Origin of the sequence: Sporomusa sp. (assembly GCF_035561155.1) — a bacterium.
Classification (GTDB): domain Bacteria; phylum Bacillota; class Negativicutes; order Sporomusales; family Sporomusaceae; genus Sporomusa.
The window spans coordinates 1-17,001 of the sequence record NZ_DATMYD010000083.1 but is presented as its reverse complement, the minus strand read 5'-3'; the positions used below and the strand labels follow the sequence as shown (position 1 = coordinate 17,001).

Annotated in this window: 13 protein-coding genes and 2 riboswitches; all 13 genes read right to left on the bottom strand. The window is 46.9% G+C overall.

Annotated elements, in window-relative coordinates:
- Window positions 1-12 precede the first annotated feature (12 nt).
- Window positions 13-1,068, bottom strand: a complete 1,056-nt coding sequence (locus tag VN447_RS10755; protein ID WP_325525355.1) for a nicotinate-nucleotide--dimethylbenzimidazole phosphoribosyltransferase — start codon at window positions 1,066-1,068, stop codon at window positions 13-15.
- Complete coding sequence (cobT, locus tag VN447_RS10750; protein ID WP_325525354.1) at window positions 1,061-2,101, bottom strand: nicotinate-nucleotide--dimethylbenzimidazole phosphoribosyltransferase; 1,041 nt, start codon at window positions 2,099-2,101, stop codon at window positions 1,061-1,063. The genes VN447_RS10755 and cobT overlap by 8 nt, the downstream gene beginning before the upstream one ends.
- Window positions 2,102-2,282: 181 nt before the next feature.
- Window positions 2,283-2,472, bottom strand: a riboswitch (cobalamin riboswitch).
- 62 nt (window positions 2,473-2,534) lie between these two features.
- On the bottom strand, window positions 2,535-4,019 hold the full coding sequence (locus tag VN447_RS10745) for an altronate dehydratase family protein (RefSeq protein WP_325525353.1): 1,485 nt from the start codon (window positions 4,017-4,019) through the stop codon (window positions 2,535-2,537).
- A 24-nt stretch (window positions 4,020-4,043) separates the two neighbouring features.
- Window positions 4,044-5,561, bottom strand: a complete 1,518-nt coding sequence (locus VN447_RS10740; protein ID WP_325525352.1) for a tagaturonate reductase — start codon at window positions 5,559-5,561, stop codon at window positions 4,044-4,046.
- A 126-nt stretch (window positions 5,562-5,687) separates the two neighbouring features.
- A complete protein-coding gene (locus tag VN447_RS10735) occupies window positions 5,688-6,701 on the bottom strand; it encodes a zinc-binding alcohol dehydrogenase family protein (RefSeq protein ID WP_325525351.1) in 1,014 nt (337 codons plus the stop codon).
- A gap of 54 nt (window positions 6,702-6,755) precedes the next feature.
- Window positions 6,756-8,036, bottom strand: coding sequence for a TRAP transporter large permease (locus VN447_RS10730; protein ID WP_325525350.1), 1,281 nt, complete (start codon window positions 8,034-8,036; stop codon window positions 6,756-6,758).
- 3 nt (window positions 8,037-8,039) lie between these two features.
- Window positions 8,040-8,531, bottom strand: coding sequence for a TRAP transporter small permease (locus tag VN447_RS10725; RefSeq protein ID WP_325525349.1), 492 nt, complete (start codon window positions 8,529-8,531; stop codon window positions 8,040-8,042).
- A 63-nt stretch (window positions 8,532-8,594) separates the two neighbouring features.
- A complete protein-coding gene (locus VN447_RS10720) occupies window positions 8,595-9,626 on the bottom strand; it encodes a C4-dicarboxylate TRAP transporter substrate-binding protein (RefSeq protein ID WP_325525348.1) in 1,032 nt (343 codons plus the stop codon).
- A 194-nt stretch (window positions 9,627-9,820) separates the two neighbouring features.
- Window positions 9,821-11,665, bottom strand: coding sequence for a sigma 54-interacting transcriptional regulator (locus VN447_RS10715; RefSeq protein ID WP_325525347.1), 1,845 nt, complete (start codon window positions 11,663-11,665; stop codon window positions 9,821-9,823).
- 175 nt (window positions 11,666-11,840) lie between these two features.
- Window positions 11,841-13,007: an ABC transporter substrate-binding protein gene (locus tag VN447_RS10710; RefSeq protein WP_325525346.1), complete on the bottom strand. Its 1,167-nt coding sequence runs from the start codon at window positions 13,005-13,007 to the stop codon at window positions 11,841-11,843.
- Window positions 13,008-13,392: 385 nt separating this feature from the next.
- Window positions 13,393-14,760: an N-acyl-D-amino-acid deacylase family protein gene (locus VN447_RS10705; protein ID WP_325525345.1), complete on the bottom strand. Its 1,368-nt coding sequence runs from the start codon at window positions 14,758-14,760 to the stop codon at window positions 13,393-13,395.
- A gap of 326 nt (window positions 14,761-15,086) precedes the next feature.
- Window positions 15,087-15,809, bottom strand: a complete 723-nt coding sequence (locus tag VN447_RS10700) for a 3D domain-containing protein (RefSeq protein WP_325525344.1) — start codon at window positions 15,807-15,809, stop codon at window positions 15,087-15,089.
- Between the two features lie 147 nt (window positions 15,810-15,956).
- Window positions 15,957-16,607 carry an HAD family hydrolase gene (locus tag VN447_RS10695; RefSeq protein WP_325525343.1) on the bottom strand — a complete coding sequence of 217 codons (651 nt, stop codon included), beginning with the start codon at window positions 16,605-16,607 and terminating at the stop codon, window positions 15,957-15,959.
- A gap of 74 nt (window positions 16,608-16,681) precedes the next feature.
- A riboswitch (purine riboswitch) is annotated at window positions 16,682-16,782 on the top strand.
- The last annotated feature ends 219 nt before the right edge of the window (window positions 16,783-17,001 follow it).

The window sequence follows — 17,001 nt, the reverse complement described above, 5'->3', positions numbered from 1 at the left end:
AAAACCTACTGTCTAATCTTTAACATCCTTGCTCTGTTTTAATGCGCCCGGCCCATCCTGGGCCACAGCAACCTCGGCTTCGCCGAACGTTTTCATATCATTGATTACATGCATAGAGGCATTAACAAGTGACATGCCAAGGGCAGTGCCAACACCCTCGCCCAGATTGATATCTAGCTTAAGATAGGCCGGTATCCCAATCATATCAAGGGCAGTCTGATGAGCCGGTTCAACGGCAAAATGCGAGCCTATCAAATAGTCCTTAACCTCAGGTGCCAGGTTTGTAGCAATCAGTGCCGCCGCGCTTGTAGCAAGGCCGTCTAGAACTACAGCCGCCCGGCCAGAGGCTGCTCCTAGTATGACACCAACTAAGCCGGCGATTGCCAAGCTGCCGATTTTGCTCAAGACATCAAGCGGATCTGTTTTATCAGGTTGGTTGGCGGTTATTGCCGTTTGGACAAGTTCACTCAGCTGCCCGCCTAATTCGTTCAGCGGCTTATCGCTGTAACAGGCAACTACAGCAATGCCCGGAATTGTGCCTGCCATCCCCATTTCGCCTAAGCCCAGAATCTGGACGCCCTTTGCAATTTCCTCGCGGGCAATGTTAATGCCTGCCTCTATGGCCTGTACAGCCTGCTGCCGCGTCATAGCCGGTTCCTGAGTAATATTGTTTGTGCCATAAGCAACCTTTTCATGCCGTACCTCCGGCAACTGCGGCAGGTCTGAAGCTACACCAATATCCACTAGAACCGGCTTAGCTTGAACATGTTCGGCAAACACATGAATGGGCGCATTACCGCGGCAGAAGCTGTTAATTCTTTGTGGGGTTATTGCCTTGCCATCACCTGTTATTTCAGCAGCAATGCCATTATCGGCTGCCATAATGATAATACTCTTTGCCAGGCTCCGCGGGCGGGGATTGGCAGTGATTCCTGCTAATTGACGGGCTATGTGTTCGAACGAATACAGGCTGTTCAAGGGTTTGGTCAGGTTATCCAGCCTTAGCTGACACTTTTCCATGGCTGCCTCATCTAAGGGCTTTATTAATGTAATGATGTTTTCAAACATTAGACTGACCTCCCAGGTTATTGAGCATTTTAACTGTCGCAGTTAGCATATCGACAACTACAGAGGCCCCGATCGCTTCACCCAGGCGAACGCCCATATCCAGACAGGCTTCCAGATTAAGATACCGCAGCGCAATGATGTGAGCCGGTTCACCTGACAGATGAGAAGCAAACATATACTCTTTGCTCAAGGGGTGGATGGCGTTGGCGATTAAGGCCGCAGCCGTAGTATTGAGCCCGTCAATCACAACGGCACACCTGTTGGCTGCACATCCCAAAACAACACCTGCCAATGCCCCAATCTCAAACCCACCCACCTTAGCCAGAACGTCAAGTCCGTCCCTGCTATCAGGCTTATTTAATTCCAGCGCCCGGCGAACAATATCAATTTTCACCTGCATCCGGCTGTCAGAAATCCCTGTACCCCGTCCTGTAACCTGTTCGGGTGACAAACCAGTAAATGCCCCGACAATGGTTGCACTGGCTGTCGTGTTGCCAATCCCCATCTCCCCAAGGCTAAAGCAGGTGTACCCCTGCCGTACCCGGTCATTGACAATTTCAATGCCTGTTTCTATTGCCTGCACGGCTTGCTCCCGTGTCATAGCCGGGCCTTGGGTAAAATCCTGAGTGCCATAGGCTATTTTGCGGTGCCACAGCCCTGGGACATGCGATAAGTCACCTGCTACTCCCATATCGACCACGACCATATCGGCTCCGCAGAAATTGGCAAAAGCATTAGCGCTGCCGCCTTTCGATATAAGATAATTGGCCGTCATATGGATGGTGGTTTCCACCGGGTAAGCGCTTATCCCTTGCTTGGCAACCCCGTGATCTGCCGAGGCTACAACCATGCAGGTGCGCGGCACCGCAGGCTGCAGCTGGCCGGTTATGCCGGCGTACTGCCGTATCATTTGTTCCAAGCGTCCAAGACTGCCGGCCGGCCTTAGCTGCCCATCCAGTCTTTCCTGTACCTGCTGCATCACAGCAGTGTCCGGAGCCATAATTCTCAATAATGTTTCTTGTAGCAAACTCATAATAACCCCCCGTATCTTAAATAAAATCAAGTAGCGATAAAGTAAAACACGGCTTGCGCCGAGCCATTGGCGAAAGAGGAAGCCGGTGTTGCCCTTATCCAAGCGAAAGTTACATTTTCTATCAGGAAAAAACAAAAGGCTCTTTTGGGTAATCCCAAAAAAGCCTTCTTTTCCATGAAGGATGGTTTAACGGTGTAAGGCAGGTCTCCTGGCTCCCGGTTCATCAACTCTTACGCCTTCCCCTTGCGAGTGACATATGTAAGGTCTTCCCGGTACAGTGGTGGGCCCGCGCGTATATATGGAATCTCCCATATTCCGACTTCCCTATTCTCCCCCCAGCAAGCGGGGGCACCTTAACCGTGCATTGTATATAATTATCACCGTCATTATAGCAGAGGGGCAAGAATGCCGTCAATGGATAATCCTAAATTTACTAGAGAGTTACTCCATTTTTAAATATCGTAATCTCCCTGAACCCCATTTTTTCCGTCTGCGTCTGCCTGCCAGAAGCCACCTCAATAATATAGTCAACAAACACGTCGGTAAGCGGCGCCAGCTTCATACCGGCAAGCAACTGGCCGGCATCAAAATCCATCCAGTTGCGCTTTTTGGTAAACAGTTCGCTGTTTGTCGCCACTTTTACTGTTGGGACAACTGTCCCGAGCGGCGTACCGCGCCCAGTGGTAAACAAGATAATATGACAGCCGGCAGCAGCCAGTACAGTTGTTGCCACTCCGTCATTACCAGGACCGCTTAATAGGTTTAGCCCCTTTGTTTTAACCTGCTCGCCATAGTCGAGGACATCTGTTACGCTGCCGGTACCGCCCTTTTGGGTACAGCCTAGCGATTTGTCCTCAAGGCTTGAGATACCGCCCTTCTTGTTGCCTGGAGATGGATTTTCGTAGATGGTCTGATTATGAGCAGCAAAATACTCTTTGAAGCTGTTAATTAATCGAACGGTTTTCTCAAAAACCTCTTGATTAATGGCCCTGTTCATAAGTATGGTTTCGGCCCCAAACATCTCCGGAACCTCGCTTAGCACGGTAGTACCGCCCATGGCGGTCAGTCTGTCTGAAAATGCTCCTACCAGCGGGTTGGCGGTAATGCCGGAAAAGCCGTCCGAGCCACCGCACTTAAGACCAATAATCAATTCGGAAGCAGGGCATTCTTCCCGCGAAAACTGTTTGGCGTACCCGGCAAGTTCTCCGATTAGCCGTACACCTTCGGCAATCTCATCCTCGACTGACTGCGCTTCCAGGAATTTTACCCTGTCCGGATTATAGTCACCCAAAATCTTTTTAAATTCACCAATGTTGTTATTCTCACAGCCAAGCCCCAGCACCAGCACTGCACCAGCATTGGGATGAGCGACTAAGTTGGCAAGGATCCGCTGGGTAGTCAACTGATCATCGCCCATTTGCGAACAACCATAAGGATGCTTGAACTCATAGATGCCGTCAATATTAGCGATACTGCCATATTCCACTGCTGATTGACGGGCAATAAGTTCGGCATTCTTATTAACACAGCCGACAGTAGGGATAATCCAAACCTCGTTACGGATTCCCACCTTTCCGTCCGGACGGCGGTAACCCTGAAATACTTTCGGCTCTACTTGCGGTAGCTCATTGAGTTCAGGCTTATACTCATAATCTAAAATCTCGCCCAAGCCTGTCGTCAGGTTGTGGGTGTGAACCCAGTCACCTGCCTTGATATCTGCAGAGGCAATGCCGATAGCAAAGCCGTATTTGATGATTTTTTGCCCTTTAGCGATGTTGGTAAGCGCAACCTTGTGGCCTTTATCAACAGCGACAGCAGCCTGTAGACTTTGGCCGTTTACCGCCAGCACTTCACCGGCCGCAACTGGTGCTAATGTGACCGCTACATTGTCATTTGCATGAATTTTTAACAAAGACATTTGCTCTTCCTCCCACCCAAGCCGCTACTCGACTAAACTGGCCACGGTGTTTTGTATACCGTGTTCGCAAATCCGGCAGAGGTACTTGGCTACCATGGCAGTGAGGCCAGGAACTTCATTTAAATCAGTGCCCCAGATACCGGTGTTACCCAATACGGCATGTGCCACTTTTTCAGCACTTTGCGAGCTACCGTCATACGCCTTCCAGGCAGCGGCGCAGAATTCGAGGGTGGATATATCATCTTTCATAATAAACTCGCCGGCCGGGCGATGCGCTTTCATAGCAGACCCTTCGATTATGCCGTCTTTGTAAACAGTAATAAGAGCAGCCAGGGAGAACACCAGCTTTTGGGGCAGTGTGCCGTTCTGCTGGTAGTATTCAAGCAGCGAGGGTAGATTTCTTGTTTTAAACTTGGACGACGAGTTGAGCAGAATACTGAGCAGATAGTGCTTAATGAAAGGATTTTCAAAGCGCTCAATAACACTTTTGGCAAAGTCACTCAGCATATCCCGGTCAAGCTTAATGGCTGGCACAATCTCTTCCCAGATGACCTGGCGGATAAACTTGCCCATGACCGGATGATCCATCATCTCTTTGACTGTTTCCAGACCATAAAGATAAGCCACCGGCACTGATGAGGTGTGCGCGCCGTTTAGAATGCGTACTTTACGGGTGCGGTACGGCGACATATCGTTTGTCCAAATCACATTAAGGCCTGTTTTGGCAAAAGGCAGGCGTTCTGCCAACTCCTCCGGCCCCTCGATAACCCACAGATGGAATAACTCACCGGTATTTAACAGCGCATCATGATAGCCCAGGTACTGTTCCAATTCTTTGACTTCATCCCTGGGGTAACCGGTAACAACCCGGTCTACCAAGGTATTGACAAAGGTATTGTTGGCTGTAACCCATTCGCTAAACGCGGCAGGCAAGCCCCATTCCTGAGCCAATCGCAGCACAATGGCTTTTAACTGTTCACCGTTGCGCTCGATAAGTTCGCAGGGGAGGATGACCATGCCTTTGGCAGCATTACCCTGGAAATGCTGAAAGCGATGATACAGATAAGCGGTCAGTTTCCCCGGAAAAGAAACAGGCGGTCTATTGTCAAGACGGTCAGACGGGTCATAGGTAATGCCGGCCTCAGTCGTATTGGAAACGACAAACTCAATCTCCGGATTCTCGGCACATTGTAAGCAAGCAGCCCAGTCTGTGTACGGATTGATACCCCGGCTAACAGAGGTAATAATCTCCTTTTGCTCAACAATCTTCCCGTCCTGCAGTCCGCGCAATAACAGGGTATATAACCCATCTTGTTCATTAATTTTGTCGGCAAGCCCTTCAGCAATCGGCTGAACTAGGACAACCTTGCCGTTAAATAAACCTTGCTTGTTAAGCCGGTGAATCATCCAATCAACAAAAGCCCGTAAAAAGTTACCCTCGCCAAACTGAATAACGCGCTCAGGTAGATCACTAGCAGCGACTACCTCCAAATCTGATGGCGGTATAATACTTTTTAGTGTTGTCGCGTTTAATTGGTTCATCTTCTTCACTCCCTATGTATATAGTAACCAATAAGGATTTACAGGCATGATGGTAGTCAAGCGCCAGCGGTGACGCGTTACTACCATCATGTCGATAAGAAAATCCTTATTGGATTTCGTATTAGATTAAAACAAGCCGATGACTTTGAGGTATCTTTCCGGATGTTCGGAAATATCCTGGACAGTAGCCGGAATCTCCGCTAGTGGTACCGTTTTGGTGACAAGGGCAGCAACATCGATTTTTTTCTCAGAGATAAGGCGCAAGCTCTCAGGGAACATGGCGACACTGTTACGGGAGCCAACAATTGTAAGCTCTTTTTTGGTAAATAAGGCGGTCGGCAGCGGGATTTCATTCTTAGGCCAGCCGACAAAGGAGATTCGTCCGGCATAGGACACATAATCAATGGCACTACGAATGGCACGGGCATCCCCTGATGCCTCAATAACCACCTCGGCCATACGTTCATTCGTTATTACCTGGATTTCCTTGACAGCGTCACTAGTGACAGGATTAACCGTGTGCACTACTCCTAATTGTCTTGCCAGCGCTAGTCTTTCGTCAACCGGATCGACAACAATTGGGATGGCTCCTAAAGTGAGCGCGTATTGCGCTGCCAAGAGACCGATGGGACCACAACCGGTAATGACCACATGCTCACCGACTTGCGTCTTAGGCTGGGTAACAGCATGCATGGATATAACCAGCGGCTCAGCCATAGGCAATATATCCCACGGGATATTATCAGGTGCTTTATGAACAAGGTGGCGGGGGTGAGAAAAATACTCAGCCATACCGCCGTCAATATGCACACCAAGCACAGTCAGGTTTTCGCAGCAGTTAGTATGACCAATCGAGCAGGGATAGCATTTGCCACAATAAACATATGGCTCAAGGATAACCCGGTCGCCGACAGTAAAGGTGGTTTCGTCCTCAGGTACTTCGACGATTTCTCCAGCAATCTCATGACCGATAATACGTGGATATGAGACAAGCGGGTTAGTACCACGATAAGCGCCAATATCTGAGCCGCAAATACCTGCGCTCTTGACCTTAATTAGAATTTGGTCTTTGGCACGCTGTGGTTTTTGTATTTCTTTGATGTCTATACTGCCTGGCTCTTTAATACATACAGCTTTCATGATATACACTCTCCTATAGGTAGGTTCACATATTCGTGCTACTAATTCTGCAGTCTATTTGACCATGTTCGCCAGCGCCAGCGACAGCGGAGGATAGTAAGTTGTAATTGCCAATGTGACTAAAAGCGCCACATAGAACGGTAGAATTTCCTTGAGGAATTCATCCATCTTAACGCCGGTCAGCTTACAGGTTAAATGCATCGTTATGCCAATCGGCGGCGCAATCGCGCCAATGGATAAGTTGAAGATCATGGTGATACCGAAATGGACTGGATCGATACCGAGGGCATGCACGGTAGGCATGAGCAGCGGTGTGAGCACGACAATTGCGGCATTGCCATCCAAGAACATACCGAGCACCAGCAAAAAGACATTGACAATCAGCAAGAATACTGCCGGATTGGTGGTGATATCTGTCAGATATACCATGACGTCGTTAGCGACACCTTGCCAGGTTAAAATCCAGGCAAAGCCTGCTGAGGCCATCAGCATAAGCATGATAGCACCATTGGAACGGGATGCCTCCAACAGGGCTGCTTTCACATTTTCCCAGCTAGTTTCCCGATAGACAAAGCCGATGATCAGAGAATAAATAACTGTAACCGCTCCCGCCTCAGTCGGTGTAAAAACACCATAACGGATACCGCCCAGGATAATGACCATCAGCATCAATCCCCAGAATGCCCCTTTGGCAGCCACAAAAACTTCTTTTAGACTGGCAGCCTTGGTGCGTGTTGGCTTATAGCCGCGTTTACGAGCCACATAGTCCACAGCCACCATCAGCAGAAATGTAAGCAAAAGTCCTGGTCCCATGCCGCCCATGAACAGTTTGCCGATGGACGTGTCAGAGACAAAACCATAAATGATGAGTCCGATACCAGGAGGAAGGATCGGTCCTAAAAGTGCCGACGCAGCGGTTAAGGCCGCGGCAAAAGGGCGGCTGTATCCATTTCTCACCATTTCCGGTACCAACACTCTACAGATCATGGCAGCATCAGCCAGACCGGCACCGGATGGACCGCCAATCAGCGCCCCCAGCACCACATTTGTCTGAGCCAGACCACCGCGCAAATGACCTGAGAGCACGTCCGCAAGCTTGAGCAACCGCTCAGTAATACCGGTATAGTTTAATATCGATCCCAGCATCATGAAAAAGGGAATGGCTAAGAGCGGCACATTGTCCGCACCGCCGATCATTCGTTGGATTACCATGACCGGCGACAGGTCATTGGCAGCGAAAAAGTATATAAATGTCCCCATGGTGATCGCCAAGGCTAGCGGCATATTAAATCCAGCAAAAAATATCATAGCAAATGCTGCAAGTACAATTTCCATTCTTTATTGCTCCTCTAGCTTACATTGTTGGGCCTTGCCGGTAAGATCGAGCCAAAATAGCCTGACGTAATACATCAGCATAAGCGAACATCCGACCGGTATGGCCAAATCCACATACGTATATGGTATCCCCAACATGGGCGTAACCTTGGTTCCAGCTCCCAGCATCAGTTCTATACCATACCAAGTCATTAACATCAGCGTGATGATAGTGGCGCCATGCACTACGATATTCACATATCGCTGCACCTGCGGCGGCAAACGTCTGGCTATCACGTCGATACTGCAGTGTCCTTCCGCTTTGATTACCGATGCGGCACCAAACATAATTAGCCAAACAAAGGTAAAGATCGTGACTTCCTCTACCCAGCCCCATGGACTGCCGAGCACATACCGCATAAATACGTTAACGGTGGCCAGTAAGATAATAAAAGCCATTAACACCATGCCCAGGAAATCGTCTACGCTCGTAATTATTTTCCAAATGCGTCCCATTAAATCACATCCTTTAATAATCCGACCCCGGTCGCTTAAACCGAGGCCGGATACGTTTTTTAATTATTTGCTGTTAATGATTTTCATAACTTTGTCCATGACTTCAGGCGGGAATTCTTTGCTGAACTTTTGGGGGAAGTCTTTCATTTTTTCCTTGAAGGCAGCCCGATCTACTTCCACCACTTGGACACCGGCGGCTTTCATTTTTTCGATAGCTTCTTTATCCGCCTTTTCATTTTCCTTCTCTAGGAAACGTCCGGCTTCCTCGCCTGTTTCTTTCAGCATCGCGACGATATCAGGCGGTAGTTTGTCGATGAATTTTTTACCGGCAATCCAGCTGGAAAGATTTACTTGGTGACGAGTTAGATTTAAGTACTTTGCACCTTCATGATTTTTGCCGCCAAACAGTACGGGAATGGGATTTTCCGCACCGTTGATTACGCCCTGCATTAGTGCCGGATAGGTTTCAGCCAGCGGCATCGGAGTGGATACCGCGCCCATGGAGTTCATCATTTCCGTAGAGAGACGGATGTTCGGTATCCGGATTTTCAGACCTTTAAGATCTTCGGGTTTGGTGACCGGCTTGGTAGCGATCAGATGACGATCGCCGTAGATCCACTTGCTGTGAACGATATAGAGACCTTTAGTTTCTAGCTGTTTAGACAAGTCTTTAAACAGGTCACTGTCGACTAACTTGTAAAGCTGCTCTTTATTATCATACAGGTACGGCAGGTAGGTAACGCCAAATGCTGGTACATAGTCCATCAAGAAGCCGCCGTCAGAGATGGTGATAACGTTCGAGCCAATAATCAGCTGCTCAGTCACGTCTTTCTGCGAGCCTAACTGAGAGCTTGGATAATATTGGAACTCAACCTTGCCATTACTTTTTTCTTTCATGAGGCGGCCCCACTCGCGGACGGCCTTATCGTTCGGCTCACCAACGTTATTGCCATAAGCAATCTTTATCACAATTTTTTCGCCGGCAGCAGCTTTGCTTTCTTCCTTCTTACCGCCACAGCCTGCAAGTACAAGAGTCAGTCCAATTACACATGCGATGAATGCTAATACATACCTGTTCTTAACCATTTTGTTCATGCTTGTACGTCTCCCCCTTTTTTGATTAAAGCCACCACGAACCTGTCCACCGTTTCGCCGGATAATCACCCCTGTCTGTTTGAATCAAGCAACAGTTTCATATCAATTAATAGCAAGAAGTGTGCCAAGCTGAAAACACAGACTTTTTGGCACACTCCATTAAATTTTGTTTCTAATTTGAAATTACACCTGTTTCAATTTTGAAACAAATCCTTGGTTTTCCGCCACAAAGTCACTCTACTGATCCCCAACTGCCGGCACACTTCATCTGACGTGTTTTTTGCTAAAAGACATTTTATGATCTCAGCTTCCATTTGTTTTAACGAACCACCTTCAGGAATGGTAATATACTTGTTGTTTTCAACCCTTGTTTCCTGTTCCAGCAGCACATCAGCGATATGCTCAGGCTCAATAAGTTCATAGCCACAGTAAGCCACCACTTCCGCAATGTTTCTAAGCTGGCGAATATTGCCGGGCCAGGAGTAGGCTGTCAGCACCTTCATGGCGCCAGCGCTGATCTTTACACTTTTTCCTTCTTTTGCACTTATTTTTTTTACATAATAATCAAATATGAGCGGAATATCTTCCGCCCGCTCTCTAAGCGGCGGGATGCGAAGCCCAAGCACATGAATCCGGTAATATAAATCCTGCCGGAAAGCCCCTGTTTTTACTTGCTCAAATAAATCGCGGTTTGTTGCCGATATAATCCGCACATCGACAGGTATGATCTTATCATCACCAATACGCATAATCTCTTTTTCCTGCAGCACTCTGAGCAGCCTGCTTTGAATCTCAGGCGTAAGTTCCCCGATCTCGTCAAGGAAAATGGTTCCACCATGCGCCAATTCGAACAAACCCTGCTTACCGCCTTTGCGCGCCCCGGTAAACGCCCCCTCAGCATAGCCAAACAGTTCACTTTCCAGCAAGCTTGGCGGAATAGAGGCTGTATTGACCGAAACAAACGGTCCTTTATGGCACTTACTGTGGTTATGCACACTCTGTGCCAGTACCTCTTTGCCAGTTCCCGTTTCGCCATAAATCAAAAGATTAGAATTATAGTTGGCATAGTTTTTTGCCTTAGTAATTAATTGGTTCATGGCTGCCGACTGACCGATAATATCATTAAAAGAGCGTTTAGCATACAATCCCTTTTGATAAGACGAAAAGCGGATTTTTCTCTCAAACGCCTGTATACTGCTTACCTCTTGAAAAGTAATGACATCCCCCCGTTTTTTATTGTTGAATTCCAGGGGAATAACGCGAGCAAGCACGCTATTGCCCTTAATCGTCACGATTTTTTCCTGATTCCGATAATTCAACAACCCTGCAATATGGCTGAACATTAGCTTCTTGTTCTGTTCTGTACATATCCGCTTAGCCAAAGTATTATAAAAACTTACCTTTTTGTCATCTGTTACGGCAATGACCCCTTCTTCTATATTATCAATAATCGCCATGAGCTGAGCCGCCTGCAGTTTCTCTCTTTCTTTGGCTTTTAAAATCCGGACAGCTTCCTCAATGGCTTTTTTAACAGAAACAGCACTGGAGTCTAATAGTTCCGCAACAAGACCGCACTCCTTGGCTGTTTCGTAAGCCATCCGGCAGCCAATCACAGCCTCAACCCTTTGCTCAAAAAACTGCAGCACAGTTTGCTGAATTTCCTGTTCATCAATACATGAACGAATATACACCTCTGTATCGGCAATGCAAAAATCACCCATAGTACCGTCAAACAAATTAGCGCGGCTGACAATGCCAATTCGCCGGAGGCCTTGCCCGGTAAGCCTGCTTAATACACTCAGCAAGTCATTGACAGACATGGTAATCTCAACAACACTCACGTTATCAAAGGATCTAACCTGCTCAGCCACTCCACCCCGGCTGACAATAACCTCAGCATCAGTATATTTTTTCACAACCGATTTAACGTGCGCATCATCGGTCACTTCTACAATAACCCGAACCCCCATCTTATCAGCTATCGCAGTGGCCAAGTCGGCCATACCGGGAAAAGGCGCTAAAAACAATATAGGCGTCATGCTTATTCCTCCATGTGTAGTAGTAAAGCAATATCGTTTTTGCATTTCACTCTATTTCATTTCTGTAATATTACTCAAAATCCTCTTCACAACGGCCGCCTAAAGCCCCATATTATTTCCCATAAAAAAAAGAGCCAGGCACATTGCCTGACTCACACTCCATTGGGTTCAATTTTTATGGCTTAACAGTAGCCTTGTACACCTGTTTGCCCTCTTTCATTTCAATAATGACGGCATTTTTTACAGCATCATGGCTAGCATTCAGGGTAGTCGCCCCTGTTACAGTCGGGTAATCCTTTGTCATAGCTAACGCCTCACGAATTTTCGCAGGCTCAAGGCTATTGGCGCGTTTAATGGCATCAAGAAGCACATTAGCAGCATCATAACCTAGTACAGCCATGGCATCAGGCGCTTGTCCATACTCTTTCTTGTAAGCTTCGACAAAGGCTTGGGAAGCGGCGCTGGTATCATCCACTGAGTAGTGATTGGTGAAATAAGTATTGTTTAAAGCGGCGGCAGTACCAATCTCCACTAGTTTAGGTGAATCCCAGCCATCACCACCAACGATGGGGGCAGTTATGCCTAATTCACGGGCTTGTTTAACAATCTTACCTACTTCTTCGTAGTAACCGGGTACATACAGGACTTCTGCATTCAGCGCTTTCACCTTAGTCAAGATCGTCTTAAAATCCTGGTCTTTTTGCAAATAGGCTTCTTCAGCTAAAATACTGCCGCCGCCTTTAGTGAACGCATCTTTAAAGAAGGCCGATAACCCTTTGCTATAATCGCTGCTGCTATCAACTAATATAACAGCCTTATTAAGTTTTAATGTATTAAGTACAAAGTTTGCACCAACAGTGCCCTGGAACGGGTCAATAAAACAAACACGGAAAGTATAGTCTTTTACTTTACCACTCTTCTCATCTACAGTTACCTTGGGATTTGTCGCGCCTACGGCAAGAAAGGGAACCTTGGCTGATTCAGCCACGCTGGATGCTGCAATCGCATTAGAACTGGCGAACATACCGGTTACAGCCACAACCTTATCTTGCGCTGCCAGTTTTGTCATTGCATTAGCCGCTTCTGAGGGTTCACTTTTATTATCGGCAATGACGGCTTGAATCTGTTTACCCAGCAGGCCTCCTTTCGCATTGGCTTCTTTAATAGCCATCTTTGCGCCATTTGCGGATGAGGTGCCCATTGTTGCGTTGCCGCCTGTCATTTCATTAAGAATACCAATTTTAATGTCATTTGAGGACATACCACCACAACCAGCCAGCAGGCTGGCCATTAACAACATTACTGTTAATACGGCGGCGAACTTTAAACTCATCTTACTCATGATAAATGTCTCCCCTTCTTTTTTGGCCAAATAAAACCACAACGCTTGCCTCGAATGTTGCAAAGCCCGTTATATGAAAGTTGGCCATTTGCATTAAAAATACTGTAAAAAGTATACTGACTACATACTTTTATAGTATTTTTTCACACTTTTACACTATAGTTCTAGATTATATTACATCAAACCGGGTTTTTCAAGGTGTTTTGTGAGATTTATCACTATTCACCCTAATATTTTTTACTATTTGTGTTTCTGTCGAGGACACACACCTATATAGTCTCTCCCTGTTGTATTCTAAGTAACGCAACCCAATACAATTGCAAAAATAAAACACCCCAGCAACTTAGGTTGCGGGGTGATGACAGAAAAGCTCCTTATGGTTACTCTAGATATTATAGTCATACACAGGTGTAGTACACCTAACGGCTTTACCAGCGCGAGTGTTTATAATTTGACCTTTAGCCAGTACCAACTTGCCGCTGATAAAAACATAATCAATCCCCTCAGGCGTAGCATCAGGCAAACCAAAATCAGACTTATCCATAATGCCTTTTATATCGAATACAACCAAATCGGCATCCATTCCTTCCCGCAGCCGCCCCTTCGAATGGAAGCCAAGGGTCTCTGCCGGCAGCAAGGTGGCCTTCCGGATTGCCTCCATAATCGTTAGTTCATAACGTTCGCCAACCATTTGTCTGAAGTAACGGGGAAAACTGCCGGCAATTTGCGGGTGTCCTTCGCCAGGTGCATATTCGCCGGTGTCGGTGGAGGGCATTGCATAGGGATGGTTTAAGGCCATATAAATCTCTTCTTCCACCCCTGTAAACACTACAACCGATGCATGAGGATCATTGGTACGAAGATCCCTGTACATATCCATATTCAAACGCTTACCGTTATACTTGCCTGTAACAGCCAGGATATCTTCCAGCTTCCAGCCATTTGACTCCATCGAGTCCTCGCTAAAAAGAACGGCGCCGATATGACTTGCCCATTGGGTATACATACCACTGTCAAAACGGATATCCATACCGTCCGCCCTGGCCTTATCGATCACTGCCAGAGCCTCATCCATAACTCCGGTACCATACTGATACACCAAATGGGAGATCTGAATTCTAGCACCGGTTTGCCGGGCAATATTGATCGCTTCCACTAGAGAATACATATCAATGCTTGTTCGCATCCGCGTATCTACTGATACCACTCTGCCATACCTTGCAGCCAGCTTACTTAGATTGTTTATTTCATCATTGGAGCTGCCAGGCGCATAGGCTAAGCCCAGCGATAGGCCGCAGGCTCCCTCAGAAAAGGCTTTCTCCACTTGATATTCCATGCTGGACAATTGCTCCGGCGTAGCCGGCTTGAGTGGATCTGTGGCACCTACCGCCTCCCGCAGGCTCATAGAATGGCCAAACATTTCCGCCTGATTGATGATAAAGCCGTCTTTTTCCTGGGCTGCAAAGAATGACTCTATATCCAGCGGGCTCAAACCACAATTGCCGCCGACAGTGGTGGTAATGCCCTGCCGCAGCGATAATTCTCCACAATAAGCATGCCAATCCACATGGCCATGTATGTCGATGAATCCAGGGCAGACAATTCTACCGTTAGCATCAAATTCTTCAATACCGTGAATTTCCTGGTGGGTGATCGCAGCAATTTTCCCAGCTCTGATGCCGACATTGCCCTTTCTTCGAGTCAATTTTTCCGGATCAATTAAAATACCATTTACAATCACGATATCAAACATCTTATCGCCACCTGTATGATTTATAGTCCGTATTTTACCGAGACTCAATCCACTGTCCTGATTAACTCACTTTTTGCTACTCAAGGCTATCATAACATTTACACAAACAACGTACAACGGGGCACCCACAAAACTGCCTGCTAGGCGGATAAAGAAAACATGGCTTGCGCCGGGCCTTTGGCGACAGCGGAAGCGCTGTCGTCCTTATCCAGAAGAAAATTATGCTTTCTATCAGGGCAAAAGAAAACCACCGGCAGCTGCCGATGGTTTCGGAGGAAATATTATGATTTTGCTATTAGTGGTTGTTGAGGAATAGGAAATTTTCCTTACGCCTCCTTGCCTAAAACGTGCACTTTTACGTTCTTGATGCCGAAATCATAGGCTTTATCTACCGATCCCACGGCAATATCAATGCGATTGCCTTTGATGGCCCCGCCCGTATCCTCTGCCACCGCATATTGACCTGTACCATCAGGATACTCAATATAGACACGCGTACCAAGGGGGATAATCTTGGGGTCAACAGCAATGATGCCTGGGCGAACAGTAGTCCCTAAGAAGGTTTTGTCACCCCACTGATCATTATCATGCGGGCCAGGCGCATAAGCAGTGGCTTTAATGTCTAGCACTTGTTCGGAATTAGCCGGAGCTTTGGCCGAAGTAGGGGAAGCCTCAACTTTTTTAGCTGTTTGGTTTTGCGTTGCTGTTTGGTTTTGCGTTGCTGTTTCAACCGGGGTTTTGCTTTGAACTTGCTGGGTACGCTGAGCGGCGGCGGCCGCCTTTGCCTGTGCTTTAACCAACTTTTTTTGGGGAATCCTGCTATCTGACTGTAAATTAAAATTTGCTTTTGGGGTTTTTACCATCTGCTGAACAGTAGTATCTGGCTGTGTGGCAAGATCTGGTAAGGCTGAAGCATGGGCTGTAGCAGGTACTCCTGGTAGCAATGCAGATGTCACAAGCGCGGCACCGGCAACTGCAGCAGCTGCTGCCATGCGTTTGAGTCTGCGTTTAAGGGACTTGGTGTGCTTGCGCTGTGTTTTGTGTTGCACTCAGATTCGCCTCCTTCCCAAAACTATTAATTATAGTTTCTGCCAAATGCTTTTTTCAATGCAAAGCAGTTTTTAACATACGACTTCCGCTTATACTAACAGAACGTTAGTAATCTTCATTAGAACCTATATACATAAATTTCCTTTTTACCTTGATAATAACTTATCCAGTTCACTAACTGACGCTGCTATATAGTTAGGGCCTGCCTGCTGAAGCTCAGCTAAGCCACCGTAGCCATAGCTCACACCGATAGAATCAATACCGTTGTTCAGCGCTCCAATAATATCATGTTTTCTATCGCCGACCATGATGATCCTTTCCCGCGCAACATGAGGAAGCTCCGATAATATAAAAGCGATAATCTCAGTTTTATGAATCCGTGATCCGTCAAGATGGCTGCCAACAATTGCCTTAAAAAACTGCGACATCCCGAAGTGATCAATGATCTGTTCGGAAAAAACCGTGGGTTTGGAGGTTGCAATAATTAATTCCTTACCGGTAGCTGCTAGTTTTGTAAGCATGTCTTTGATTCCAGGGTAGACAGCATTTTCGTACATTCCGGACTCAGTAAAATACTCCCGGTAATACTCCACTGCCGCTGTGGCTTCCGTTTTACTGAGTGAATAAAACTCCTGAAAGGATTCCACAAGCGGGGGGCCAATAAACGGGATTAACTTGTCCAAATCAGGCTCAATAATATTAAACCTCTTAAGAGCATATTGCACTGATTTAGTAATACCGATCTTAGGGTCGGTCAGAGTTCCGTCCAAATCAAACAAAATTGCCTGATATTTCATAGCATAACCACCTCTCAAAGTATGTCGAATTTTGCTTCGGATTTATTGACAACCTTGCAAAAAGACTGTTACAATAAAGTTCAAATAAATAATATCGTATAATTTTGGGGATATGGCCCAGAAGTCTCTACCGGCAACCGTAAATTGCCTGTCTACGTCTATTGCTAACCCCGAAGGGTAAAAGCCCTGACGGGGAAGTTTCGCTCATATACTGCCAAGCGGAGTTTCCCTGTTAGGGCTTTTTTTGTCCTGTTGAGTCTGCTTAAAAACCCTCATTTTTTCACCAATTTTAAAAGAGAAATCGTCATATCCGTCGAATACTACTGGTAAAGAACGGTAGAAAGAGGGTTGGACGATGTTCCGCTGGGATAATGTACAAACCAGTTTTTACAAT